At 44.6% G+C, this 23923-nt stretch carries 25 protein-coding genes, 1 tRNA gene and 1 pseudogene; 5 read left to right on the top strand and 22 right to left on the bottom strand.

The annotated features are described in order from the left end of the window. Positions 1–222: 222 nt before the first annotated feature. From JGK14_RS12300 to queG, 4 genes and pseudogenes are all read right to left on the bottom strand, one after another. A pseudogene (locus tag JGK14_RS12300) lies at positions 223–361 on the bottom strand (RNA-guided endonuclease TnpB family protein); the annotation flags it as partial. Positions 362–631: 270 nt separating this feature from the next. After that, positions 632–1270, bottom strand: a complete 639-nt coding sequence (locus JGK14_RS12295) for an HAD-IA family hydrolase (protein WP_293180656.1) — start codon at positions 1268–1270, stop codon at positions 632–634. A 77-nt stretch (positions 1271–1347) separates the two neighbouring features. Beyond that, a tRNA-OTHER gene (locus JGK14_RS12290) sits at positions 1348–1419 on the bottom strand. A 449-nt stretch (positions 1420–1868) separates the two neighbouring features. Continuing rightward, positions 1869–2852 (bottom strand): tRNA epoxyqueuosine(34) reductase QueG, encoded by a 984-nt coding sequence (gene queG, locus JGK14_RS12285; RefSeq protein ID WP_293180653.1) that lies wholly within the window; start codon positions 2850–2852, stop codon positions 1869–1871. A gap of 211 nt (positions 2853–3063) precedes the next feature. On the opposite strand from queG, the gene JGK14_RS12280 reads away from it, so the two are divergent. Next, on the top strand, positions 3064–4026 hold the full coding sequence (locus tag JGK14_RS12280) for an orange carotenoid protein N-terminal domain-containing protein (RefSeq protein WP_293180650.1): 963 nt from the start codon (positions 3064–3066) through the stop codon (positions 4024–4026). A 340-nt stretch (positions 4027–4366) separates the two neighbouring features. Beyond that, complete coding sequence (locus JGK14_RS12275) at positions 4367–4798, top strand: nuclear transport factor 2 family protein (RefSeq protein WP_325315120.1); 432 nt, start codon at positions 4367–4369, stop codon at positions 4796–4798. Positions 4799–5522: 724 nt separating this feature from the next. Here the strand turns inward: JGK14_RS12275 and JGK14_RS12270 are convergent. The 3 genes from JGK14_RS12270 to rsmH form a co-directional block, all read right to left on the bottom strand. Beyond that, on the bottom strand, positions 5523–5945 hold the full coding sequence (locus JGK14_RS12270; protein WP_293150468.1) for an ATP-binding protein: 423 nt from the start codon (positions 5943–5945) through the stop codon (positions 5523–5525). 873 nt (positions 5946–6818) lie between these two features. Beyond that, positions 6819–8492, bottom strand: coding sequence for a SpoIIE family protein phosphatase (locus tag JGK14_RS12265; protein WP_325315119.1), 1674 nt, complete (start codon positions 8490–8492; stop codon positions 6819–6821). Positions 8493–8846: 354 nt separating this feature from the next. Next, positions 8847–9749, bottom strand: a complete 903-nt coding sequence (gene rsmH, locus JGK14_RS12260) for a 16S rRNA (cytosine(1402)-N(4))-methyltransferase RsmH (RefSeq protein ID WP_293180641.1) — start codon at positions 9747–9749, stop codon at positions 8847–8849. A gap of 228 nt (positions 9750–9977) precedes the next feature. Between rsmH and JGK14_RS12255 the strand changes: the two genes are divergently transcribed. Next, the gene (locus JGK14_RS12255; RefSeq protein ID WP_293122540.1) at positions 9978–11162 is read left to right on the top strand and encodes an NAD(P)H-quinone oxidoreductase subunit H; all 1185 of its coding nucleotides are present in this window, start codon (positions 9978–9980) and stop codon (positions 11160–11162) included. 94 nt (positions 11163–11256) lie between these two features. On the opposite strand, the gene JGK14_RS12250 is transcribed toward JGK14_RS12255, so the two are convergent. Next, complete coding sequence (locus tag JGK14_RS12250; RefSeq protein ID WP_325315118.1) at positions 11257–11928, bottom strand: hypothetical protein; 672 nt, start codon at positions 11926–11928, stop codon at positions 11257–11259. A 247-nt stretch (positions 11929–12175) separates the two neighbouring features. Here JGK14_RS12250 and JGK14_RS12245 point away from each other — a divergent pair, with 247 nt between their 5' ends. Beyond that, complete coding sequence (locus tag JGK14_RS12245) at positions 12176–13390, top strand: class I SAM-dependent methyltransferase (RefSeq protein WP_293208700.1); 1215 nt, start codon at positions 12176–12178, stop codon at positions 13388–13390. Between the two features lie 265 nt (positions 13391–13655). Here the strand turns inward: JGK14_RS12245 and JGK14_RS12240 are convergent, their stop codons facing one another. From JGK14_RS12240 to JGK14_RS12205, 8 genes are all read right to left on the bottom strand, one after another. Next, positions 13656–14297 (bottom strand): transglutaminase-like domain-containing protein, encoded by a 642-nt coding sequence (locus JGK14_RS12240; protein ID WP_293218350.1) that lies wholly within the window; start codon positions 14295–14297, stop codon positions 13656–13658. Between the two features lie 81 nt (positions 14298–14378). Beyond that, positions 14379–14816: an O-acetyl-ADP-ribose deacetylase gene (locus JGK14_RS12235; protein ID WP_293180629.1), complete on the bottom strand. Its 438-nt coding sequence runs from the start codon at positions 14814–14816 to the stop codon at positions 14379–14381. 85 nt (positions 14817–14901) lie between these two features. Then, positions 14902–15759 carry a hypothetical protein gene (locus JGK14_RS12230; protein WP_325315117.1) on the bottom strand — a complete coding sequence of 286 codons (858 nt, stop codon included), beginning with the start codon at positions 15757–15759 and terminating at the stop codon, positions 14902–14904. Between the two features lie 161 nt (positions 15760–15920). Further along, positions 15921–16199 (bottom strand): type II toxin-antitoxin system PemK/MazF family toxin, encoded by a 279-nt coding sequence (locus tag JGK14_RS12225; protein ID WP_293190696.1) that lies wholly within the window; start codon positions 16197–16199, stop codon positions 15921–15923. After that, complete coding sequence (locus tag JGK14_RS12220) at positions 16193–16441, bottom strand: AbrB/MazE/SpoVT family DNA-binding domain-containing protein (protein WP_293190694.1); 249 nt, start codon at positions 16439–16441, stop codon at positions 16193–16195. The genes JGK14_RS12225 and JGK14_RS12220 overlap by 7 nt, the downstream gene beginning before the upstream one ends. 195 nt (positions 16442–16636) lie before the next feature. After that, on the bottom strand, positions 16637–16861 hold the full coding sequence (locus JGK14_RS12215) for a type II toxin-antitoxin system RelN family antitoxin (RefSeq protein ID WP_293180617.1): 225 nt from the start codon (positions 16859–16861) through the stop codon (positions 16637–16639). 22 nt (positions 16862–16883) lie between these two features. After that, positions 16884–17066, bottom strand: coding sequence for a type II toxin-antitoxin system RelE/ParE family toxin (locus JGK14_RS12210; RefSeq protein WP_293180794.1), 183 nt, complete (start codon positions 17064–17066; stop codon positions 16884–16886). Next, positions 17014–17184, bottom strand: coding sequence for a type II toxin-antitoxin system RelE/ParE family toxin (locus JGK14_RS12205; protein WP_293180614.1), 171 nt, complete (start codon positions 17182–17184; stop codon positions 17014–17016). The genes JGK14_RS12210 and JGK14_RS12205 overlap by 53 nt, the downstream gene beginning before the upstream one ends. Positions 17185–17807: 623 nt before the next feature. On the opposite strand from JGK14_RS12205, the gene JGK14_RS12200 reads away from it, so the two are divergent. Beyond that, entirely contained in the window at positions 17808–19361 is a 1554-nt protein-coding gene (locus tag JGK14_RS12200) for a radical SAM protein (protein ID WP_293190690.1), read from the top strand. A gap of 93 nt (positions 19362–19454) precedes the next feature. On the opposite strand, the gene JGK14_RS12195 is transcribed toward JGK14_RS12200, so the two are convergent. The 6 genes from JGK14_RS12195 to JGK14_RS12170 all read right to left on the bottom strand — a co-directional run bounded on the left by JGK14_RS12195 (position 19455) and on the right by JGK14_RS12170 (position 23587). Further along, a complete protein-coding gene (locus JGK14_RS12195) occupies positions 19455–19652 on the bottom strand; it encodes a hypothetical protein (RefSeq protein WP_293190688.1) in 198 nt (65 codons plus the stop codon). Then, positions 19649–19864: a type II toxin-antitoxin system RelE/ParE family toxin gene (locus JGK14_RS12190; protein WP_325315116.1), complete on the bottom strand. Its 216-nt coding sequence runs from the start codon at positions 19862–19864 to the stop codon at positions 19649–19651. The genes JGK14_RS12195 and JGK14_RS12190 overlap by 4 nt, the downstream gene beginning before the upstream one ends. Before the next feature lie 147 nt (positions 19865–20011). Beyond that, on the bottom strand, positions 20012–20296 hold the full coding sequence (locus JGK14_RS12185; RefSeq protein ID WP_325315115.1) for a hypothetical protein: 285 nt from the start codon (positions 20294–20296) through the stop codon (positions 20012–20014). Positions 20297–20602: 306 nt separating this feature from the next. Further along, positions 20603–22243: a GUN4 domain-containing protein gene (locus JGK14_RS12180; RefSeq protein WP_325315114.1), complete on the bottom strand. Its 1641-nt coding sequence runs from the start codon at positions 22241–22243 to the stop codon at positions 20603–20605. 6 nt (positions 22244–22249) lie between these two features. Continuing rightward, a complete protein-coding gene (locus tag JGK14_RS12175; protein WP_325315113.1) occupies positions 22250–22660 on the bottom strand; it encodes a Pepco domain-containing protein in 411 nt (136 codons plus the stop codon). Positions 22661–23020: 360 nt separating this feature from the next. Further along, positions 23021–23587: a transposase gene (locus tag JGK14_RS12170; protein ID WP_293180597.1), complete on the bottom strand. Its 567-nt coding sequence runs from the start codon at positions 23585–23587 to the stop codon at positions 23021–23023. Positions 23588–23923 lie beyond the last annotated feature (336 nt).

Raw genomic sequence — 23923 nt, 5'->3', positions numbered from 1 at the left:
ATTACGCAAAGTCTAAGAAACCGGTTTCTGAGAAAATATCTGCTGGGTAGCAAAACATTTCGAGAGAAACCGGGTTTCTCTTAATTATGCAAAGTCTAAGAAACCTGGTTTCTGAGAAAATATCTATATGGATGGCAAAACATTTCCCGAGAAACAGGGTTTCGGCGAATTATCCATCAGGTTAAGAAACCCGACTCTAATAGCTGGTAAAAGTATAGTCATCTATGACATGACGTGGGAGGCATCAAGTCCCTCCCCTTTCGCTTTCACTTCGAGCGGATTGACCCGCCTCGGCTGAGCTACGCCCACGACCTATCCCATCGCTAAAAGCATTTGGGATTGCTTTTCTCAAAATATTATACCAAATTCAAAAAATAAGAGAACTAATTGCGCTTAGCAGAAGGCGGGTTGGTGAAACGCAACCAAGTTGCTAAAGTAGCTACGGCGAAAACTGAAGCAAAGCCGAACGTCAAGAAAGTTTCAAAGGCAGACATAATACTGTTCCTCTTTATTTTGAGCGATCGAGTAAATCTTTTCCTTTTTCTTTATATCAGCCTCAATCAATTTCTTCAACCTGTCCGGACATAAAGTATTTACTACTTTACAATGTAAAATATTTCTTTACAAAAAGTTACAGTCTTCCCAGATTACTCATAATATCGAGCAATTCCTGAGGCCGTTCAATCAAAAAATCGGGATTGTGTGCAGCCAAAACTTCCTGAGAATTAAAACCCCAACTTACCGAAATTACCTTAATACCAGTTTTTCTAGCAGCATCTATATCTCGGATTTCATCTCCTACATACACGACTTCTTCAGGATTTATATGCTCTTTTTTCAGCCATTTATTAATAACTTTATGTTTGCCAAAAGTTGAACCCGAGTAAATAAAGCTGAAAGTGTTTTGCAACCCGTTGATTTCTAGCAAGGCTAAGACATTCTCTTGGGAATTAGAGGTGATAATCCCCAATTGAAAGCCAAGGTTTTTTAACTCTAGCAAAACTTCTTTAATTCCCGCAAATAATTCAATTTTAGGAATTTCACTGCGTAACTCTGCTTTCAATTTTCTAATCAGCAGCGGGAATTTGAAGATAGAAATGCCAGAATACCGGAGGATTTGCCAAGAAGTTAAGTTGCTTAATTGAGCGAGTTCATCTTTTGTCGCAGACTTAAAGCCGAATTCTGCTGACAAACGGTTGGTGATGTTCAGAAGAATATCGATTGTATCTGCTAAAGTACCGTCAAAATCAAAAATAATTACTTTGGTCATTGGGGAAGATTAAATCACGAGGGGGAAATCTCTTCTATATTACTCATTGCCTTTTGATTGTTAACGCAAAAAAAAGATAGCAACGGCGGGAATCGCACCCGCATCTCCCGGTATACTCCAGGGAATTCTACCATTTAAACTACGTTGCTGGTGGCAGCGAACCGAATCAAACGGTTGTCTCTCGCCTTGACAAGCGTCCGTGGAATCAATCCCAAATCGAAAATCTAAAATCCTCTCTTCCCCCGAATTTATCCGTGGGGTCGCCTCTAAAATCTAAAATCTAAAATCTAAAATCGATTGACGGGGCGATCGCTCTACCACTGAGCTACGCTGCCCCATTGCATTATACATTTTAAATGCAACTATTTGAGAATTGCCAAGCTGACAAACTCTAGACATAAATAACTATCAAGTAGGGTGTGTCAGTTGCGATAATTGTTATTTCCTGCCAACCATCTCAAAACTGACGCACCATTTTTTCTTGGTAGGTTCGTTTGCAGACATCGATTTTAAAAGAAGGAAGTTCGGCAACGAGCAATGTACGGGATGTAACGGATGTCAGAAAGAAGGAAAAAAAGACTGAAACTACTGACAACTATCAACTGTCAACTGTCAACTGACTATTAATTTGATTTGCTTTCGCATTCCGCCGCAACATTTCGGGTTTAATTCGCCGCAGCGCCGAAGCTGTAAATCGGCGGTTCCATTCTTCATCGGAAATCTCCGCTAATTCTGCAAGTGTCGGTGCTATGTTTTCAGGATAAGGCTCAAATTCTGCAACATCCGTTGGTTTGGCAAATCGCTGATTCCAGGGACAAACATCTTGACAAATGTCGCAACCTGCTACCCAACCTTGTAAATTAGATGCAATTTCGTCGGGCAGTTTTTCGGCTCGATTCTCGATCGTATGATAAGCTATGCACCGATCGGCATTCACGACAAAAGGCTCAGTAATTGCTTTCGTCGGACACGCCTCGATGCAGCGAGTGCAGGTACCGCAATGTTCGGTGTGTGGCGCATCCGGCTCTAACTCGATATTAGTCAAAATTTCGCCCAAAAACACCCAAGAACCGTATTCTCGCGAAATTACATTACCATTTTTAGCCATCCAGCCAATCCCCGCCCGCTGCGCCCACACTTTATCCTGAACCGGCCCGGTATCAGCATAATACCGTGCTTCAATTCCTTCGCCTTGCGATCGCACCCAATTTGCTAACAGCTTCAGTTTTTTGTGCAAAATTTTGTGGTAATCCCGCCCCCAGCCGTAGCGAGAGATTTTAGCATACTCTCTGACTGCATCGTCCCCCCCCTCCAACGGGGGATTCTCGGGGCGTTGGTGAGGCGTGTAGTAATTGAGGGCGACACATATTAATGACTGCACATCTGGCACGAGCGATCGAATATCCAGCCGTTTCGGGTTAGCCATCCATGCCATATCCGCCTGATAACCCTTGTCCAGCCAAGCCTGCAATCTTTGTTTTTCTCGATCGACATCTGCGTCTGCTGAGGCGATCCCGACTTTGTGAAATCCCAACTCTAGGCCTTTTTGCTTAATGCGATCGCTATTAATTGTTATTTTCATCGGATAAAAAACCATATCACAAAATGGGCTATAAGTCTATTAATATTTAGACTGATTTTACGACAGAATTCATAATACTTTCACAATCTTTATATTTATAAATTTGAACTGTAATTTGTCAAAAACGTTACATAATTTTAATTAAGGGAGAATTCGATTCGCACATCTCAAGTACGGAAATCAAACCTACAGCGAATCCCACAGTATAAACATGGCAGTTAGCATTCAATCAGCTCAATCTATTTTCTCGAACACCGAGATTGCTAGTGCTGTTCCGGCCACCACGGACTCGTTCTACAAACTCAGCGTTGAAGACCAACTCGCACTGCTCTGGTATGCTTACACGGAAATGGGCATTTCCATTACCGCAGCAGCCCCCGGAGTAGCCAGCATGGCGCTGGTTGAAGGCGTCCTGGGCGAAATCAAACAGATGTCGCCGGCTGCTCAAAGCAAAACCATGTTTGACCTAGCCAGCAACGCCGACACCACCATCGGCCGGATTTACACTTCATTGCGCGTCAATACTAAACTCGGTTTCTGGTACGAGTTGGGACAGTTGATGAAACAGGGCGCTGTCGCTCCCATCCCTGCTGGCTATCAAATGTCTCCCGAAGCAACCCAAGTCCTTGAAACCATCAAGAAGCTCGATCCGGGTCAACAAATTACTGTACTTCGCAACACCGTAGTTCACATGGGCTACGATCCCGATTTCAGCCAAGAATACGGCAAACGCTCTGCTCCTCGCAGCACTCCAACCGCTGTAGCAGAGCGGGTGAAAACCCAGATTGAGGGTATCAGCGAGCAAACTGTGCTCAGCTACATCGACAACATGAACGCCTTCGACTTCACCCCAGCCGTCGGTTTATTTGCTGAAGACGGTGCTCTCCAACCGCCTTTCCAAAAGCCGATCGTCGGTCGCGAAGCTATCCTCAACTATATGCGGGAAGAGTGCATCGGCCTGAAAATGCTGCCCGAGCGAGGTGTGTCGGAGCCTGCTGAAGATGGCTACCGCCAAGTCAAAGTCACGGGTAAAGTCGAAACTCCTTGGTTCGGCGCCAATGTGGGTATGAACATCGCGTGGCGGTTTATGCTCGATCCTCAAGGTCAAATTTTCTTTGTGGCGATCGACTTGTTGGCTTCTCCTAAGGAATTGATGAATTTGATGCGCAAATAGCATCTTCTTGTTTAACAAAGACTCTACAGCAACCCAGATGCCACGAGGTGTCTGGGTTTAGTTGATTTGAGATTTGAGATTTTTCGATTTTTGATTTGAGATTTGAAGGATTCAAGGATTGGGAATGGCTGATGGCATAAGGGTTTGCGACTTGCCTACAGTTGCATTATTTTTGGTAACTGGTACAATTTCGGTCGATCGGCCTCAAAGCTCCAGGAGGCGCATAGCATTATTGATTTTTTTTAGATAAAATTTATGACCCTAGCTATATCTTTTGATGGATTTGCTGTGACCAAGAGAATGATTACATTAGATTCATTCATCTCCAATCATTTCTTATATGACCGCCACAACTCGACCTATTTTAACTCGCTCTATAAATATCGTCGGTCTCACAAAGCCTGCGCTAGAGCAATATTTTGAAACTTTTAACGCGGGCGATTTTGAAGCGACCGCTAATTTGTTTGCTGAGGAAGGAGTTCTGCACGCGCCATTTGAAGAGCCAATTATCGGCAAAAGCTCGATCGCCAGTTATCTAAAAACAGAAGCGCGAGGAATGCATCTCGAACCCCAGCAAAGTGTAAGCAAAATTTTAGAAGATGGCACAGTTGAAATTCAGGTCAGCGGCCGGGTGCAAACTCCCGCATTTGGTATTAATGTCGGATGGATTTTTTTGCTCAATTTTCAGCAAGAAATTCTTTCAGTAACCGTCAAACTCTTAGCGTCTCCCCAAGAATTGCTGACTCTGCGGCCTAAGAAATTCGGTTCTTAATATAGGAATTATCCAGGGAGTGAGGCACAAATTGGTAATTGGTAATTGCCCAGAAAGCGACCGCAATGAAATTGTTTTATAGTGAGGAATAACCTCATCTCCAGAGGGAGCATCTCAATGAATGCAAAAAAGCAATTTCTTTACAGTGCTGTCCCCGAAGAGCGAGTGTTGAATAGATCGCTCTTCGGGGACAGCACTATAAAATCAAAACTGAGAGGCTCCCATCTATCTAAGCATAGCCAACGCTATAGAAAGCCGATTTTTTCAGTATTTATCAGCCCGCAACAGTACCTAGAGCAACCGCAGCCGACAGCTAAAACGTTGTTATGTTATACGATTTATAAAAAGTATTGGTACATAATTGTTGGGGATGAGTAAAACGAGGAGTTGTTTGCTTAACTCGCGATAGAGGTGCGTCGCTACTCTAAAAGTCGCTTTTCTTTACGGATTTTTAATAGCGACGCACCCTACAGCTACTGTTGCTTGTTTCTTCTTAATTCTTTCTTCTTCCTTCGGCTCTACAATCTTAGAGTCTGGTTAGAGAGGGACGAGATTGCAAGAAAAAGTGGCTGTCACCGCACGGTGCGACAGACAACCACTAGAATCAAAAACATTGTCAATCACTAATGACTAATGACTAATGACTAAACGGTGCGACAGACAACCACTAGAATCAAAAACATTGTCAATCACTAATGACTAATGACTAATGACTAATGACTAATTAAGATTTTTCCGGCAAACTCGCTTCCAACTTCAGACAGTTACGACCGTCTAATTGCAAAGTGTAGTCCACCCGATCCATAAGTCGGCTCATAATCAGCCAGCCATAGCCACTTTCTTGTTTAGCTTCCGGCCTCGGGGGACTGTAAGTATCCATTTCGTAACCTTTACCGTAATCCCAAATTTCTAAACCAATATCCCGATTTTTTAAATTCAAGCGAATTAAAACTGGCAGATTGGGTTGATCTTTGTGAGCATGGCGGATCACGTTAGAATAGGCTTCTGCTAACACCAAGCGCAAACGATTCGACTGACGCGGCCAATCGACGTGCTCTCCTAGCTCAACTTCCAAACTGCTCAGCAACCAATTTTCAACTATTGTTAAAAACCGCAAGTCGCTTGGCACATGAAGCTCAGTATTCATAAAAAAATCCCGTAAGTTTGAAAACCCTGTGTCTTCAGACCAGGTTTGACACTCTCAGGGCTAAAGCCGCTGAGATTCTACTGACAGAATTAGACAAAGGGTGTGACCTAAATCTAATCTCGTTACGACCGTCAAGCGCCGTCTACTTAGTCACTCATCGTCAAGCGATAGTTACTAGCTACTTTTGTTGTTTCTAATGCTTTCAGAATCCATCACTAAGCCAAGACGCGGTACGCTCGACATCCTGCCATTATTAGCTCTTTTTGTGTTGCCTCTCAATAGGCGTACTAAGTTGCAGGGATTTCTCCGATACTAGGATGTTTCAACACGTAGATGTTTTTGTTCTTACTCACAATCTAAATTGTATCATACTACGAAGAACACGGGGACTAAAGTCCTCCGCGTCGCTTTCCTAGGAAGGACTAAAGTCTCTGAGTTTCCCGCATCCCGTATTAGTTTTATGAAACATGACGCACCAAATTTATCTGGCGTTAATATTTGCCGCTACATAGAGGATACTCAATGGCGGGCGATCGATGCAATACAATTTTTTTGAAAGCCTCGATCGCAAAGCATCAGTTAAAAGTTAGGCATTTACCCCGCCCAAAAAACGGATACCGTGCCACTTACCACCGTCGTGGAGAGATCCAAATTTTAGAGGAAAGTTCAAGCTCCCGCGATTGAATGCGAGAGTCAAATCTCAAATCTCAAATCTCAAATCGACTGACGCGTTAGTTCTGTAACTTTTGCCGTTAGCGAAGCTTGCAGAAGAGCATCGCCCGCGTTCTCTGTATTAATCTGTAGGCCCTCAACTGACGGCTGGAGTTTTTGAGACCCAAAGCCCCCGACTCTTCGTCGGCATGACTGACAGATTCAGAGAACCTCCAGAGAGAGTATGGTTTGGTCGTCTTCCTGAACGGGATTGTCAGCTCGGATATAAGCCAACAAATTGTCCAAGTTGAAGGAACCAGGCTCTTGAATCAAGAGTTGCCAAAGCCCTTCTTGTTGTAGCATAGAACGGGTTTCTTCGCCCCCTGCGACGGCCGCAGTGGTCACGCTAGCTTCAGTAATCCCGTCACTTGTCAGCAGAAATACATCTCCTGACTTTAATTCGATCGCACCAGCTTTACCTTTCCAGACTGGCAATATCCCCAAGGGAATACCGCGAGCTTTGAGGAAATTCGGCTCTGCTGGCGTTGCACCGCTAGCGGCTTGAGCTTTCACCTCTGAGTGAGACCAAACGATCGGATAAATGTGACCGGCATTAGCAAAAGCCAGGTGTCCCGTTGACGGAGTGTAACGAGCTACAACCATTGTAATAAAATGGTTGTTGCCGATCAGGTCGTCAGCCATACTGCTGTTCATATTCTGCATCACTCTCTCGGGTTCGGGAGAAACTTCTTGAGAAAGTTCGCGCCGCATCACCGAAATCGCGCTAGCCATAAATAGAGCAGCCGGAACACCCTTACCGGAAACATCTCCCACAGCTATCCAAATATCCCCTTGAGAGTGGACGTAGACCTCAAAAAAGTCACCCCCAACTTCCCGCGCGGGATAGCAACAAGCTTGCACCCTGACAGTTTCAAAATCCGGCCAACTTTGGCGCAACAAGTTTGTTTGGATTTGGCGGGCCACCTCCAACTCGTTTTGCATCTGATTGGCTAAATCCAGAGTGCGCTGATAGAGCTTAGCTTGGGACAGGGCGAGAGCAGCTTGAGCTGCTACACCTTCTATTAACTCTATATCTTCTCCCGACCAAGGGTTGGTGCCGCCAATCTGACACACTGCCAGTACCGCCAGCAAGTCTTGCTGATAAGTCAGGGGCACAGCAATCTCAACCGAGTTACCGTCAGCCCCACTGTTGGCGCTGACTTGAGTTTGGCGGCTGGCTACGGCTTGAACCAGCAAATTTTCATCAAAAGAAAAGCTGCTAGGTTCGGCGTTTTGGGCTTGGTAGGGAAAGGTACTGGGTAATAGTCGATCGACCTCTACCGGCCGCAGCATACAATAGTTGGCCTCAAAAGTTTGACCTACGGTTTGAACAATAGTTTGTACCATACTAGAGTAATCTAGCGACCCGCGAATCACGCTCATTACCTCATTAAACAGAGATTCCTTGCGTAAAGCGCGACGCAGTGCAACGCTGCGCTGCTTGTAGTATTTGTAAGTTTCTGACGCTTGATTGATAACTGATTTCAGTTCTTCAGGATTCCACGGTTTGGTGATGTATTTGAAAACTTGACCTGCATTAATTGCCTCTACCAAGTCTTCAACATCGGTATATCCCGTCAGTAGAATCCGAATCGTATCAGGGAAGCGATCGACTGTTTTCCCCAAGAACTCGGTACCATTCATTTCTGGCATCCGCTGGTCAGATATAATCACCGCCATCTCGCCCTGTTCGTCTAGAACTTCCAGGGCGCTGAGGGCGCTATCTGCTTTGTAAACCTGAAAATCGCGTCGAAACGTCCGGTACAGCAAATCCAAGTTGTCGGGTTCGTCATCGACTACCATTAGTTTCAGTTTGCTTCCATCTCCCCGACTCATGCTATTCCCTACTCCTAGGCGAATTAATCAGGTCTAAAACTAGCTTGTCAAGTACCCTTGGCTGATTGGGCCGAGCCGAATCAGGATCAGGGGTTCGGGTTTCATAGGTCAGTGCCATGTTAGTGATACCACAAGGAAGTTCGGAACTTGCATCCGGTCGCGGCCTGACCAGAAAGAATTGGTTTAAAGCCCCAAGGTTGAGCGGGAGAAATTAAAATCAGACTATTCATTACTCCAATCCTCGGACTTCCTTCTTAGAGGTCGCCCTCAACTGTCAACTGTCAACTGTCAACTGTCAACTGAACAGACCTCGCCGCCTTTGAGAGCTCGTCCTTTATTCCCGTTACAGCCGAATCAAGTTAATTTTTCTGCCAGTCTGAGCTTAGCAGAACGAGAGCGGGGATTTCTAGCTAGTTCGTCGGATTGTGGCACGATCGGCTTTTTTGTCAGTACCTGCAAACACTCTGTTGCTCTCAACTGGTGCTTGACCGGCCTGTCTTCGAGACTGTGAAAAGTAATAATTCCAATTCTCCCACCGGGTTTTAACCATTTAGGCGCTTGGTTGAGGAAAGTGTCTAAAGACGCTAGTTCGGAGTTGACAGCTATTCTCAAAGCTTGGAAAGTGCGGGTGGCGGGATGGATTCTACCGTTGCGCTGCTTGGGTGGGAAGGTAGAGGCGATCGCACCTGCGAGCTCTGTAGTAGTTTCAAAAGGACGCGATTGCACAATCCGCCTCGCGATGCGCCGCGACAGTCGCTCCTCGCCGTACTTGTAAATAATATCTGCTAGTTTAACTTCTTCCCAGTGATTGATAATCTCTTCTGCGGTCAAAGATTGCTGCTGGTTCATACGCATATCTAGTTGAGCTGGATGGCGAAAACTAAAGCCTCGTTCCGGTGTATCGAACTGAGCAGAGCTAACGCCCAAGTCTGCTATAATACCATCAAATTTGGCATCAGGAGACTGATATTGGGCAAAATTGCCGTGCCAAAACTCGACGGGCGAGTTGGCAAATCGGGATTGGCAAAAACGGATGGCTTCTGTATCGCGATCGATCGCCACCACAGTCACATCAGGCGCCGCCGCCAAAATCAAACTCGTGTGTCCGCCGCCCCCAAGCGTCGCATCCAAATAGCGCCCGCCGGCACGCACAGCTAAACCCGCAATTAACTCACTTCCCAAAACAGGAACGTGATAGGTGTCAACACTGACATCCGATCCAGGGGTATCCTTTTCAGATAGCTCGATATCCTTCATAATCTATAAAAGTGAAACAAAAATCAACAATAGTCAGTTGTCAGTTGTCAGTTGTCAGTTGTCAGTTGTCAGTTGTCAGTTGTCAGTTGTCAGTTGTTCTCAGTTCCTAGTTAGAAAGTTTTTTTGCTAATGAGCAATGACCTGTTTGAGCAATTACCACTGACCAATGCCCAATGCCCAATGACCAATTACCAATGACCAATTACCTATTACCAATTACCTATTATTATGTCAAGAATTGAGACTAGAACTGAACCAATGGTGCTCAACATGGGCCCGCACCACCCATCCATGCACGGCGTACTCCGGTTAATTGTCACCCTGGACGGCGAAGACGTAGTGGACTGCGAGCCTGTTTTGGGCTATCTACACCGCGGCATGGAAAAAATTGCCGAAAACCGCACCAACGTGATGTACGTCCCCTACGTGAGCCGCTGGGACTACGCTGCGGGGATGTTTAACGAAGCGGTGACAGTCAATGCGCCGGAAAAGTTAGCGAATATAGCTGTCCCCAAACGGGCGAGTTACATTCGGGTAATCATGCTGGAGTTGAACCGGATTGCTAACCACTTGATGTGGGTGGGGCCGTTTTTGGCAGACGTGGGCGCGCAAACTCCCTTTTTCTACACTATGCGCGATCGCGAACCAATTCTCGACTTGTGGGAAGCAGCCACCGGCTACCGCATGGTAAACAACAACTACTTCCGCATCGGCGGAGTCGCAGCAGATTTACCCTACGGTTGGGTAGACAAATGCGAAGATTTCTGCGATTACTTCCTTCCCAAAATTGACGAATACGAACGTTTAATTACCAACAATCCGATCTTCCGCCGCCGGATTGAAGGACTGGGTACGATTTCCCGCGCCGAAGCGATTAACTGGGGACTATCGGGCCCCATGTTGCGCGGTTCCGGTGTGAATTGGGATTTGCGGAAAGTTGACCATTACGAATGTTACGACGACTTCGACTGGGAAGTTTGCACCGAAGCTGCGGGCGATTGTTTAGCCCGCTACTTAGTCCGAATTCGGGAAATGCGCGAGTCAGTTAAAATCCTCTATCAAGCCTTGAAAGCACTCCCCGGCGGCCCTTACGAAAACTTGGAAGCCAAGCGCTTAGAAAGCGGGCCAAAATCTGAGTGGAACAGTTTCGACTATCAGTTTATTGGCAAAAAAGTAGCGCCAACTTTCAAGATTCCTAAGGGCGAACATTACGTGCGTGTTGAAAGCGGCAAGGGTGAGTTGGGAATCTATATTATCGGCGATGACAGCGTGTTTCCTTGGCGCTGGAAGATTCGCGCTGCGGATTTCAATAATTTGCAGATTTTGCCCCACATCGTGCGCGGTGTAAAGATTGCGGACTTGGTGGCGATTCTGGGCAGTATCGATATTATCATGGGTTCTGTCGATCGCTAGATGAAAAAGGGCGATCGTATTTTTGGGCTATTTGCTAAAAAGTGCGATCTCCCTTTTTTTGAATCCTCGATCGGCTACTATAAACTATGGAATCTCAACAATAAAAATCATAGCTAAAAATTACTTGAGATCCGCACTGCGTGCAAATATACTCACTAATATCCTCATCTACTCTTAACCAGCGCAAGTTTGTGCTGTTGCAGTAGGGGCAATACTGAGTGACAGATAAACTTTCAGTGGGGATACACTGCCATTTTGGTAAATTAACAGCTACCTCTGACTCTAGGGAAGTTAATGTATTAACAGGTAAACTCCATACCCTATCTAGTAATTCATTGACTTTGAAACTTAATTCATTAACATTTTCAACCCACAAATAGCCGCAGCGGACAGCACGACAGATCGAAACGTTTCTCTCTTCTTCAATAAATATAGAGTTTCCCTTGGGATCGATCGCCTCGCATTTCCACAATGTTAATACTATAGGAACTTCTTGTGAGTAATTCACTATCAAAGCCGGGATATCGTTTAGTTGATGTTCTGTAAAACAAGCCACCCATATATCGCCGGCAATTCTCTTGTATCTTTCTAAAGAAACGCAATTTTTCAAGAAATTATCGAAGGCGATGATATCTTTGTCTACTTCATCGTGACCTAAGTAATTATTGCGTCTTTTTGTGTCTGCAAGATCGAAGATAACAAGATAAGCAGGTAATAATAACTCGCTTGAATTTTTGAACTCTTCTAAACAAGACTCTCTCGACATACAGAAGCATTATATTTAAAAGCTAAAGCTAGCTTATCACAGCGAGCGAAAATTGCCAATCTCAAATCTCAATTTTGCGATCGGCGTCAAAATGATATAATAAATTTTGAAAAATAGAGATGTTACAGAATGAATGCCAAATTTATGAACATCAAAATTTCTCTCTTTTCTCTTCCTCTGTGTCCTCTGCGCCCTCTGCGGTTAAAAAATCTTTATTTCCTCAATAAAATAACATCAACTATAAACTATGACAGTCCAGCAATTAGATATTAACGATAGCAACCCCGAACTCTGCGCTTTAATCAGCGAAAGAATTGCCGCCAGTCCCCAGCAGCGCATTACCTTTGCGGAATATATGGATTTGGCACTATATCACCCGCAGTATGGTTACTATAATGGCGATCGACCAAACATCGGCAAACAAGGCGATTTTATCACGTCGCCTCATTGGAGCGCAGATTTTGCTGAGGTTTTGGGCGAGCAATTTGTGGAAATGTGGCAAATTATCGGCAAACCTCATCATTTTACCATAGTAGAAATGGGTGCGGGGCGGGGAACCTTTGCCACACATTTACTGCAATACCTGCAACGACAACATCCCGATTTATTTAAAATATTAGAATACATTATTGTTGAGATTTCCCCTGTACAGCAAGCGGTGCAGCAGCAAAACTTAGCTGAATTTAAAATAGTCAAGTGGTGCAAGTGGGATGAAATAGCTAATAACTCGATTGTCGGATGCTTCTTTTCTAACGAGTTAGTAGATGCTTTTCCAGTCCATCAATTTATCATCGAACAAGGGCAACTTCGGGAAATTTACGTTACCGCAAACGAAGAAAAAAACGAACAATCTGGAAGCAAGTTTATTGAAGTAGTAGGCGAGCTTTCAAATCCTAAGATTGCCGAATATTTTAATTTAGTAGGAATTGATTTATCGGCAAGTGTCTATGGGGATGGTTATCGCAGTGAAGTTAATTTAGCAGCTTTAGAGTGGATAAGTACAGTTGCCAAAAAATTGCAGCGCGGCTATGTGTTAACAATTGATTACGGCCATCCGGCGCACCGATATTACAATCCGAGACGCACGGAGGGAACGCTGCAATGTTATTACCGCCACCGCTATCACAGCAATCCTTATATTAATGTGGGGTGGCAGGATTTAACGGCCCACGCTGATTTTACGGCGCTGGAAAAACAAGGTGAATTGTGCGGTTTGGAGATGATGGGTTTTACTCAGCAGGCTTGGTTTTTGATGGTGTTGGGTGTGGGCGATAGAATTGCTTCTCTATCTGCAAATGATGCACAAGTATTGGATTTGGCAACATTTTTACGCAGGCGGGAAGCGCTGTATCAATTGATCGATCAGATGGGTTTGGGGGGGTTTGGGGTTTTGGTGCAGTGTAAGGGGCTGAGTGAGGAGGAGAAAGGGGAAAAGCTTAAAGGCTTGAGAGTGCCAGATTAGCTATGTAGATTAGTTTTCTAAGTTGATATTTGGACTTGATTAGGTTACAAAATTATTGATTCACAGTCTAACTAATACTGTTTTATAATTTTCGGAAAATCGACCTTGACAACCCCGGATCAACGTGAAAAAGCTTCTCCAAAGCCTCAGCTTGTTGCTGAGGAATGAGAATAGCTTACAATTTTTATTGTTCTTGTGGGATGGGCGTCCCGCCCGTCTAGAAAGGACGGGCGGGACGCCCATCCCACAAATATGTGTAAATTATTTAATTCACTATCCTGAGTGATTTCCAGTCGATCGCAAGGCCGTATTTCTGTGCGGAGTCGAGAGAAACGTCTGGAAGATTGAGCAGCAGTTTATCCCATGTACTGTGATTTTGTAAAGCCTCTACAACTACTCGTAGCGGCTCAGATAAAATGGTTTGAAAGTCTGCTTCTTCAGGAAACTGAATTTTAAATGCTAATTGCTCTTGAGGAGGTGTGAATTGAGCATTAACATTGTCGCGATTTCCTCTTGCATCAATGCGATACCAACCTACATCTGGCAAATAAACTGCATTGAAACCGTGCAATGTGTAGGGCGCACCTTTGTCATCAAAGCTCAATCTTTGGTAGCAAAAACCTGCGGGAATGTTGTTGGCCCTCAGCAATGCTGCTAATAGGTGACTTTTGGCAAAACAATAACCTGTTTTGTGCTTTAGTAGATCGGATGCTCGACAGGTGACGGGATTCATCTGATAGTCGTAGCTGTGGCGAATTTCGTCTCTAACCCACTCAAAACTAGATTGGGCGATCGCCTCTGATGTATGATGTTGTGATGCTATCTTGTTCGCGAGTGCTAAAATTGCGGGATGATCGCGATCTATAATGTCAGTCGCTGCTAAATAGGTTTTGATTTCTGGAATCATTTTTCTGATAGCCTTTCTGCCTGAGAACTGCTACAATCTTCTCATAAACCTGATGATTCTCCCAATCGAAGCAGCAAAAAGTTATGTTTTGAGGAGCGCCGTTTTTTGCATTTCTTCGTAGCAGATTTTGACTGCAATCTCACCTGCTAAATCCTTAGGATATTTGTAAATGCCGGTGCTAATGCAAGGAAATGCGATACTCTCGAACTTTTGCTCGATCGCGATTTCCATACATTTGCGGTAACATTGGGCTAAGAGTTCGGGTTCTCCGCAGTCGCCTCCTTGCCATACGGGGCCTACGGTGTGGATGATGAAGCGCGCAGGTAAGCGATATCCTTTTGTGAGTTTAGCATCCCCGGTTTTGCATCCTCGGAGCGATCGACATTCGTCAACAAGTTCCGGGCCTGCTGCTTTATGGATTGCGCCATCTACTCCACCACCTCCAAGCAAACTGGTATTTGCAGCATTGACGATCGCATCTACTTTCAGTTGTGTGATGTTGCCTAAAATAACTTGCATAAAAATAATTAAGCTTTAAAAGTCCATACCTATAATGATACAGAGAGAGTGGGTGCGATCGCAAAATGAACAATTTGGAATCGCATCAAATCCCAGATTCAGTACAAGCTAGATTCAAATCATCAATCAACCCCAATTGTTGCGCCCACTCTGTTAAGTAACCCCGATCCAAATGCTCAGATTGGACTTTCAGAATTCCCAAAACATCATTCCATTGTTTTTGAGACTTAGACTGTTGCCGCCAGAGCAGTTTTGCCAACACAATATCTTCAGGAGAAGCAATCCAAAATTGTTCTACACCAGCTTCGTCAAGGGCTTCTAGTCGTCGCCTTGTCATTTTTGAGCGATCGAACTCAGTATCAGAATTCAGCACGATATCGGCGTTTAATACGGAAGTCATGTGAGTGACACTCAACACCATCCCTCTGCCCTTTTGAATATCTTCTACCGAACCTGGAGGGCAGTAAAAACCAGCCGTTTCTAGTGCTTCAACTAATCGAAAAATATTGTCCCGGATCAATTCAATTACTAAATCTAAATCCCGTGTCGTTCTAGGATCGCCATAGACAGAAGCGGCAACGCCTCCTGTAATATAATAAGGAATAGATAATGTTTGAAAAATTGGGTGCAACAGTCGGGCGATGTGGCTGGGGTCTTGCGTCCACATAGAGGGTTCACTGGTGGGGGTTAAAATTGGCAGCCATTTGCTACGTAAGATCGATCGGGCAAATTTTTCTTGGTAGGTTGAGGGACAAGCTTTTTTCATGCCGCGCAAGCTAACAGTTTTTGCCCAACGATTTAATTTTACCCCTATTTGCCAGCGTTGGGAATTGGTGAGTTGTCGCAGTAGGTAGAAATCAATTGCATCAGCTTCAGGAGTTTTATCATCTGACTGGGGACGATATCCAGGTTTGATGGATATTTTCGGTATGGATTGAATCATTTTGCTTGTTGATTTCCCTAGTTCTATACATGATATCAGTTAACAAGTCTAACCACATAATTGCCGTATTCTTGATGATCAACTACTCATCAAGAATCATATTTTCAAACAAAATAGGTTCAATTCTCTTCAAGACTTCCTTAACTAAATCTTCTGGACATTCACCGATCGAACTTGCTTGCCTTGCGCGATAATCTTGCATAACGTAGTTGATCTGTCATAATTACACCTGTCACCGCTTCACCTTCTGGAATGGGAACATAAAACGGATTTTTTCGTTGTGTGGTGCTAATCGGACAGACAAACACAAACCCCATTTTTTGGTTAAATTTAGTTTGACTCACAACCAGTGCAGGTCGAGTACCCATTTGTTCGTGTCCGGCTTGAGGATCGAAATTGAGGCGAATAAAATGACCTCGTTCGGGGATGTAGTTTACCAAACTTCTTCTCCTTCTGGTTTCCCCCAAGAGATTTCTTCGCTGGGTTCTATTTCGCCTGCCAATAGTTCATCTAGGGTATATTTGGAAATTTTCTGATTTACAGGCTCTATGACCATTTTTCCATTTTCTATACTGCAAATTACGGAATCATCTGCTTTCAGATTGAACAATTTTACAATATAGTCTGGTATTGGCAAAGCTAAGGAATTACCCAAGTTGCTGAGGTGTATTTTTGCTGTCATACATTTGCGATTTTAATGCTCAGGTTTATCTATTATAACCGCTAGATAAGGTTGGGCGCGATCGGGCGCAGGGGTTCAGAAACCGGGTTTCTTCGTAAAATCTCGTGGGGAGGCGTCAATTGTCGCAGAAACCCGGTTTCTTGGATTTCGCGGGGGGACTCAGAAACGGGGTTTCTTCACAAACCTAGTCAACTATTAAAGTTGAAACAAGGGGAGGGTTTGTCCGGTAATTGCCTCATGGAAGCCTTGCTGAATCCCTTCGAGGACTGTTTCAATGGGGTCATCATCAGGATCGATGTCAGTATCTTCCGGTACTAAAACAATAATCCTAACGTGGCTGTGGTTTGCAAAAGCAAGGGGGCGATCGATACAAAGCATTCCTCGATCGTCAATTTTTCCAGTAGTTTCAATCGCTTTCATAATATCAGAAACTCGATACAGTTCACTCAGAGAATAAATCTTCTAAATCTCGGTAGCCGCTAACAACCCGCAGAACTTCAATTCCTGCTTCGATCGCACTGTAGAAAATTAGGTAATCATCGATCGGAAAACTCCGTACATTTTCCATTAACTCATCCCGATTGCGTCCCAGAAGGAGGAAACTTCGAGAGAGTTTGACACTTATTGTTAATTCTGTCCAGAAAGCTTTCTGCTGCATCAAAACCGCTGCGATCGGCAATATAGTCCATAATGTTTTCTATATCCCGACTTGCCGGAACTGTAAATCTACAAATCTGATTCATCTATCTGCTTGCGTGCGACGTTGTTGCAGCTTTAAGCGCAAACTCCGAAACATATCTTCAGCATTAATTACTTCACTTCGATCGGCCGCATCCATTCCCAGACGAATTTTTTGCTGGAGTTCTTTGAAGCGTCATTTATAAATATGCTCCCATTTATCTGACTGCAAGAGTTTGATGAAAGCTAAGACTTCTTGTTGCTGGTCTGGCGATAAGACCTTCACCTTTTCCAAAATGGCTTGTTCGACGGTCATAATTATCTGTTTCCTTTTGATTGCTATTTGTACAATCTAGTAACAACATTATATCAAACGGGTGGCTCAACAGCAATTCAGGGGTGAGTTCAATTGCGAATCGCTCAATTAAATCGCCAATAACTTCCAGGTAGCGTCGCAACTGCTACAGTATTTCCCAACAAATCGAAAAACTAAATGATTAATAAAATAGTCAATTTGACTCATCTCATCTAGATTAATCTATTTTTATGCTATCGTCTGATTTTATTAAAGAGTAGCTCACCGACTTGTGCTACCGTCTAGGGGTTGCGATTGGCTTCCCTGGTGTCGCAGGCGATCGCGAGCCGGAAAAAATCCCATCCTCTTATCCCACATTCCCAATCCTCCATTATGATAGCTAAAAACTCTCCCACAATTGGACTGATTGAACCTCCAGCAACGGGACTCTATGATGCAGAAGGTAAAAATTGGACTTCTTTATACAGACATCGTTCCTTAATCAGCAAGCAAGTTTTGATTCCTGACTTGCAAGCAGGAGGATTTGATGCCCGATTGGTCAACCTCAGAGATGACAATTATAGTGAAGAATTTGGGGAGATTGTCTGGAAAGGGATGACCCTGCGGAAAACTTACGTTGGGGGCAAAATTGCTGCCCTAGATCCCCAGGCATTCGATGCTTGGGGCATTACAGTGAATTTCTCCCAAGACCGTCAAGTCACTTGTATGGTGATTGAGCATCTGGCTAAGGGAGGTCGTCCCATTGTCGTTGGTGGGTCGGATGCTTTCGCTGAACCGCACCACTACTTGAAGGCTGGCGCAGCAGCAGTCGTTCAGGATAAATCTGGGGCAGCGAATTGGGCTATTTTTGACTATGTACTGGGAAAAACCCCACGAGAAGAACTCACGGGTGTCATTCTCGCAGATGGTAGACAGTATCCCAGGAAGGCTAAAGCCAAAAGTCCAGAGGAGTGGGCACTACCATCGGTGGAAGTGGCGCGGGAGTGTTTAGGGACACTGCCCAATGTCCAGGGAACTGTTCCAGTAGGTTCGTTGGTAGCTGACATTGGTTGCGATCGCACCTGCGATTTTTGCATGACACCTACCTACGGCACTGGCTTTCGGAGAATGTCTCCTGAAACATCCCTCAAATGGTTGGCGATTCAGAAAGAAGCGGGGGCTCGATCGATCAATATCGGTTCCGATCAATTCCTCGCCCGTGGACTCTTTCCTGAGGGGCGACAAGAGATCCTCGACATTACCAATGGTGCGCGGGAGATGGGAATAACTCTGATGTGGCCCAATGGTTTAGAACTGAGGAAAACAACTCTCGGCGCTGGGCGTAACTATGAAAGCAGCGACCTCAGACCTGACGAAGAACTGATTGAAGCACTGTTTGGCTGGGACGGCAAAGTCGGTTGTCCTTTGGCTTATATCCCTGCCGAACGTCCCGTTTTTGGACGAGAAGCTTACAAGAAGCTCCTTCCTTGGCAAGAGCATTGTACCTTGATGAAATCTGTGGTCAGAACTGGTGTACCTGTGATTGCTTATGGGATCATTATCGGGCTACCCGACGATGACCATGAGGACTTGTTACTTCTTGAGGAAGCCATCTCAGAATTGGTCGATGAACTGGTAGAGATTAACCCGCAATTGGAATTTCAGACTTCGTGCTACAGCATTATTCCCTTGCCCGGAACTCCGCAATCTTATGACTTACGGAAATCAGGAATGCTACAGTTTGAAGACCCCTGTCTTTGGGGGGTATGGACAACGACTTCCAATACTAAGCACCTTACCTACGAGCAGGTTTCCGATTGGCAAATTCGTCTATCTAAGATTCGGAAATCTCCGTCTGAATTTACCAACTATAACGGCGAATATTCAGCGATGGTTAGTGACGCTTCCTCCGACGACTCAAAGGTTGTGTTGGCAAATTTGAACTAAACACCGCTCGTGGGAGATTACATCGGCGAATTTGCGAGCGAGGATGAAGAAAATGAAGAGGAATCTGAGGTATAATCAATGCCTTTTTGACGCTTAGCAGAACGCTCGATTTCCCAAGGTACAAGCGATCGCCCAAAACCCGGTTTCTCGGATTAGCGTGCGGGGTTCAGAAACCGGGTTTCTGTGACAATTCAAATTGCGGGCGATCGCAAATAACTTCCAGGTAGCGTCGCAACTGCCTTCAGGAAGGTTGCACAGCAAGATGACATCTGAATAAAGTTGATAGTTCATAATTCTTCTGATTCGGGCAATTGTTGCTCGTATTGGCCTAGAATTTCTCGAACTGTTTCGGCCGCGATGTCTGATAGATCTGATTTAGAATAGATAGTCACCAAAACGATGGAATCGCTAGTTTTGAGGTAATAAATAGCACGGTAGCCAGCGCTTTTGCCTTTTTGAATGTCGCTGTTTTTAATTCTGACTTTGAAAATTTCGTACTCCATTCCCGGAATGCGATCGCCCGGAAGTTCCCCCGCTTGAAGTTGTGCGATTACAGGCTGATGTCTTTGCGAATGTTGCGATAGCGTTTGCCTAAAGTTCGCAAGTCTCTTTGAAATCGAGGGGTGAGTTCAATTGCGATCGGTTGTGGATCAATTGTCATCGATGCCATCCCACAGTTGAGACAAAGGAAGAGTTTGTCCGGTAATTGCCTCATGGAAGCCTTGCTGAATTCCTTCGAGGACAGTTTCAGTAGGGTCATCATCGGGATCGATGTCAGTGTCTTGACGAATTTTTTGTTGCAGTTCTTTGAAGCGTCCTTTATAGATATCTTCCCATTGATCGGACTGCAAGAATTTGATGAAAGCTAAGACTTCTTGTTGCTGATCTAGTGATAAGACCTTCACATTTTCCAAAATGGCTTGTTCGACGGTCATAATTATCCCTTTTTTTTGATTGCTATTCTACAATCTAGTAACAATATTATATCAAACGGGTGGCTTGACAGCAATTCAGGGGTTTGAAGGCTGTTGGTGGGGGGTTAGAAACCGGGTTTCTTCCTGGAAACCCGGTTTCTTGGACTTTGGGGCTGTTGGTGGGGGTTAGAAACCGGGTTTCTTCCTGAATCTGGGTGATGATGCGTAAATTTTCGCAGAAACCCGGTTTCTTGGATTTCGCGGGAAGTCGAAGCAGGTTTCGTGGTTTTGGGCTTAGTTATAAATCTTGATGAAATCCTGAAACGCTTAGATGTTAATGTCTACAAGTCTCGACGCGAGAGAAGAGAACACTTCCCAGTCCAAAGTCGGCACTTGCTCTTCTGGCTCTAGCTCGAACTTCAGCTCTAGGTCTTCCGGCTCTATCTCCGGCTCTGGCTCTAGCTCTAACTCCGGCTCTAAATCTTCTGGCTCTATCTCCGGCACTAACTTCCGCTCTATCTCCACCACCAATGCCAACACCGGGAAGTGTGCTTGTGGTGCTTTGATGTTGATGAATTTTAGATTATAAGATAGACCGCAATAATTATACCATTTCTTATTCACATACCAACCTACCCAATCACCAAACGCTTCCCATATTTTCTCATTATATTCCCTAGTTCCCCCGAAACTTTGATAGATGCACTTCTGCACGGAAAAGCCGAAGCGCCCATCGCTGTATTTTACCCAAAGTTGGTCAATGGTACGCAAGTCCTCGCAGGGGAATTTTTCAATACTTTCTCTATCCAGAAATATTTCTTTCTCCTTACCCGCCACCTTCCGCATCACTCTCGCTGTTTCCTGATCGGCTTCTTTCCACTTTTTAGCCGCCAGTAAATCGCGCAACTTAGTATAGTCTACTCCCCTTTCCGATCTCAGAGGAACATCTGGTTCAGTAGGAATAGGATTCGTTACAGTTGTAGATTTGGGAGACAATGGAGATGCCGATTTGTTCGCAACATTGCTACTAGCAGAACTACCTTGAGAATATCGCTCATTTTCAATCTGCGATATAGCGATTCTTTGAATTCCATTAATCGCCTCCATATCACCAGTAGATGCAGCCAATACGCGAATCCACAACTGTTTTGCTAGTGCATAATCTTTGTTCAATTCCGCTTGATAGGCATCATTTTTAAGAATAGAAACATCTTGTAAAGTTGCATATTGCGGGCAAATAATTAAGTGGGACTTCGTGACTGGCTCTGCAATACAGTAAGGTGTTTGCCGCACTTGTTCGCCTTTATGTTCTCGGATCAGTTCGGGAACTCGGCAACTCAAATAATGATTCAATCGCTCGACAGTTGCACATTTCCCTTGAATGCCCAAGCCCTCCAGCACTGCTTTTGTGAAAATACCTTGCTGTAAAGTTTCAATTTCGTAGGACAATTGATTGGGACTGCAAGAAAAGAAGGTAATGACTCCCTTTTGCCGCGCAATTTCAGCAGCTTGATTGCCGATTCCCAATCCCGATTTCCCTCCTTGATACCGACAAGCATCCAGCATCAAAATTACATTGCCAGCACCACAGTCGCGCAAACATTCAGTCACAAAATCAATCGGAATCGCCGTATGTTCGATATCTTCCGAATCGCCATCGCAAGGCATCAAATAATCGCGCCCATTACACTGCATCCCGTGTCCGCTGAAGAAAAACCACAAATTATCTCCAGTTGCCATAATAGGCTTTTTAGAGATCTGTCTCAAAAATCGCCTCAGATTGTTACGAGAAGGACGAGTCGGTCTACCCTCAAGATCAGGCGAGTCATCTGAGAAGAAAAAAACTTGCTCAAAACTCGCCCCGCGCAGAAACTCCTGCATTAACTCTGCATCCCGCTTGGCATATTTCAGCGGAGTTAGGAAATCATATTTATTGATGCCAATTGATATCGCCAGATTTCTTCCCATTTCACCTTAAGACTTACGTTTAAATCGCAACAATACGGTTCTGGTATCTGCGGCTTTTGCTCCCATTCCCAATAAACTGAAAGAACCTTCGGCGTTAATGGCAACGGATAACTCAATTTCTGATAATTCGATGGTTTTCATGTCAGCTTCCGCATCCGCGCGCCCGAACATTTTATCTACGGTTTGCATGAAGTCAACCAGTTCTTTTTCTAATTTATTGATGCTGACTTTGTGCAGGCGCAAGTTATCGGCCGCTTTTGATGCTTGTTTTTGGAGTTGGCTATTGGGAGTGCCAAAAGCATCGCCCCAATCGGGTAGCCCTATATGTGCCCCAATCTTCGCACCGTCATAGTCGGGTGTGTCGGGAGACTCGCCCGTAGTATCGGCAGTCACAATCCAAATCGTTTCATCGGGCATAGGTGTTTAATACTCCAAACTATATGGATAATTTTACTAGATGCGATCGCCGATAATAATCTTAGATTGTACCTGAAATTTGGGGGCGATTGGTGGGAGTTAGAAACCGGGTTTCTTCCTGAATCTGGGTGGAGATTCGGAGATTGTCGCAGAAACCCGGTTTCTTGGATTTTGGGATTTTGGGTGGGGAGTTAGAAACCGGGTTTCTTCCTGAATCTGGGTGGGGATGCGGAGATTGCCGCAGAAACCCGGTTTCTTGGACTTTGGGGTGATTGGTGGGGGGCTAGAAACCGGGTTTCTTTCCTAAATCTTGGTGGGGATTCCAAGATTGTTGCAGAAACCCGGTTTCTTGGACTTTGGCTATTCTTCAAAGGTTAAATGCTGGATTAATTTATCGCTAGTTAGGTCTTCTAAAAAGTAACGATAAGCATCTGCTGACTGAAATTGCGATCGCACTTCATCTATTTTAGGTAAACTCCCCCGGCGCAAATCAATATATTCTTGATAGCTGGAAAATTCCCAATCTTCTGCTTTTTTAACTATATTAGCACATACTGGGTTTAAGTGAATATAGCGAGTGAGATGTAACAAATATTCTTCTCTATCTACATGAATCGCTTGAAACCTTCCCTGAAACAGCGAACCGACTTTTTGATAGCGTTTATTGATAGCCTTGACATAGGACAGAGTAAATGTCTGCATCAGTCTGGGAAAATGATCTGTTCTTAGATAAACTAATAAATGATAGTGGTTTGGCATCAAACAATACGCAATAATATCGACATCATTCGTAACCAGATGGTTTCTTAATTGGCGTAAAAAATAAATATAATTTTGTTGTTCAAAAAAGATGAGCTGACGGTTATTACCTCGGTTATAAATATGGTAGTAATTACCCGCTTGTAAGATAACTTCACGACGTGGCATATGGCATATCGGTGGGTAGGTGAGGGAACTGGTGGGGGGTTAGAAACCGGGTTTCTTCCTAAATCTCGGTGGTGATGCCAAGATTGTCGCAGAAACCCGGTTTCTTGGATTGTGCGCGGGGCTCAGAAACCGGGTTTCTTCCTAAATCTTGGTGGGGATGCCAAGATTGTCGCAGAAACCCGGTTTCTTGGATTGTGCGCGGGGTTCAGAAACCGGGTTTCTTCCTAAATCTTGGTGGGGATGCCGAGATTGTCGCAGAAACCCGGTTTCTTGGACTTTGGGGTGATTAGTGGGGGTTCAGAAACCGGGTTTCTTCCTAAATCTTGGTGGTTATTC

This window comes from Microcoleus sp. PH2017_28_MFU_U_A, assembly GCF_020738035.1.
Taxonomy (GTDB): Bacteria; Cyanobacteriota; Cyanobacteriia; order Cyanobacteriales; family Microcoleaceae; genus Microcoleus.
Note: the sequence above shows the minus strand (reverse complement) of the source record. Positions and strands in the feature narration are given on the sequence as shown.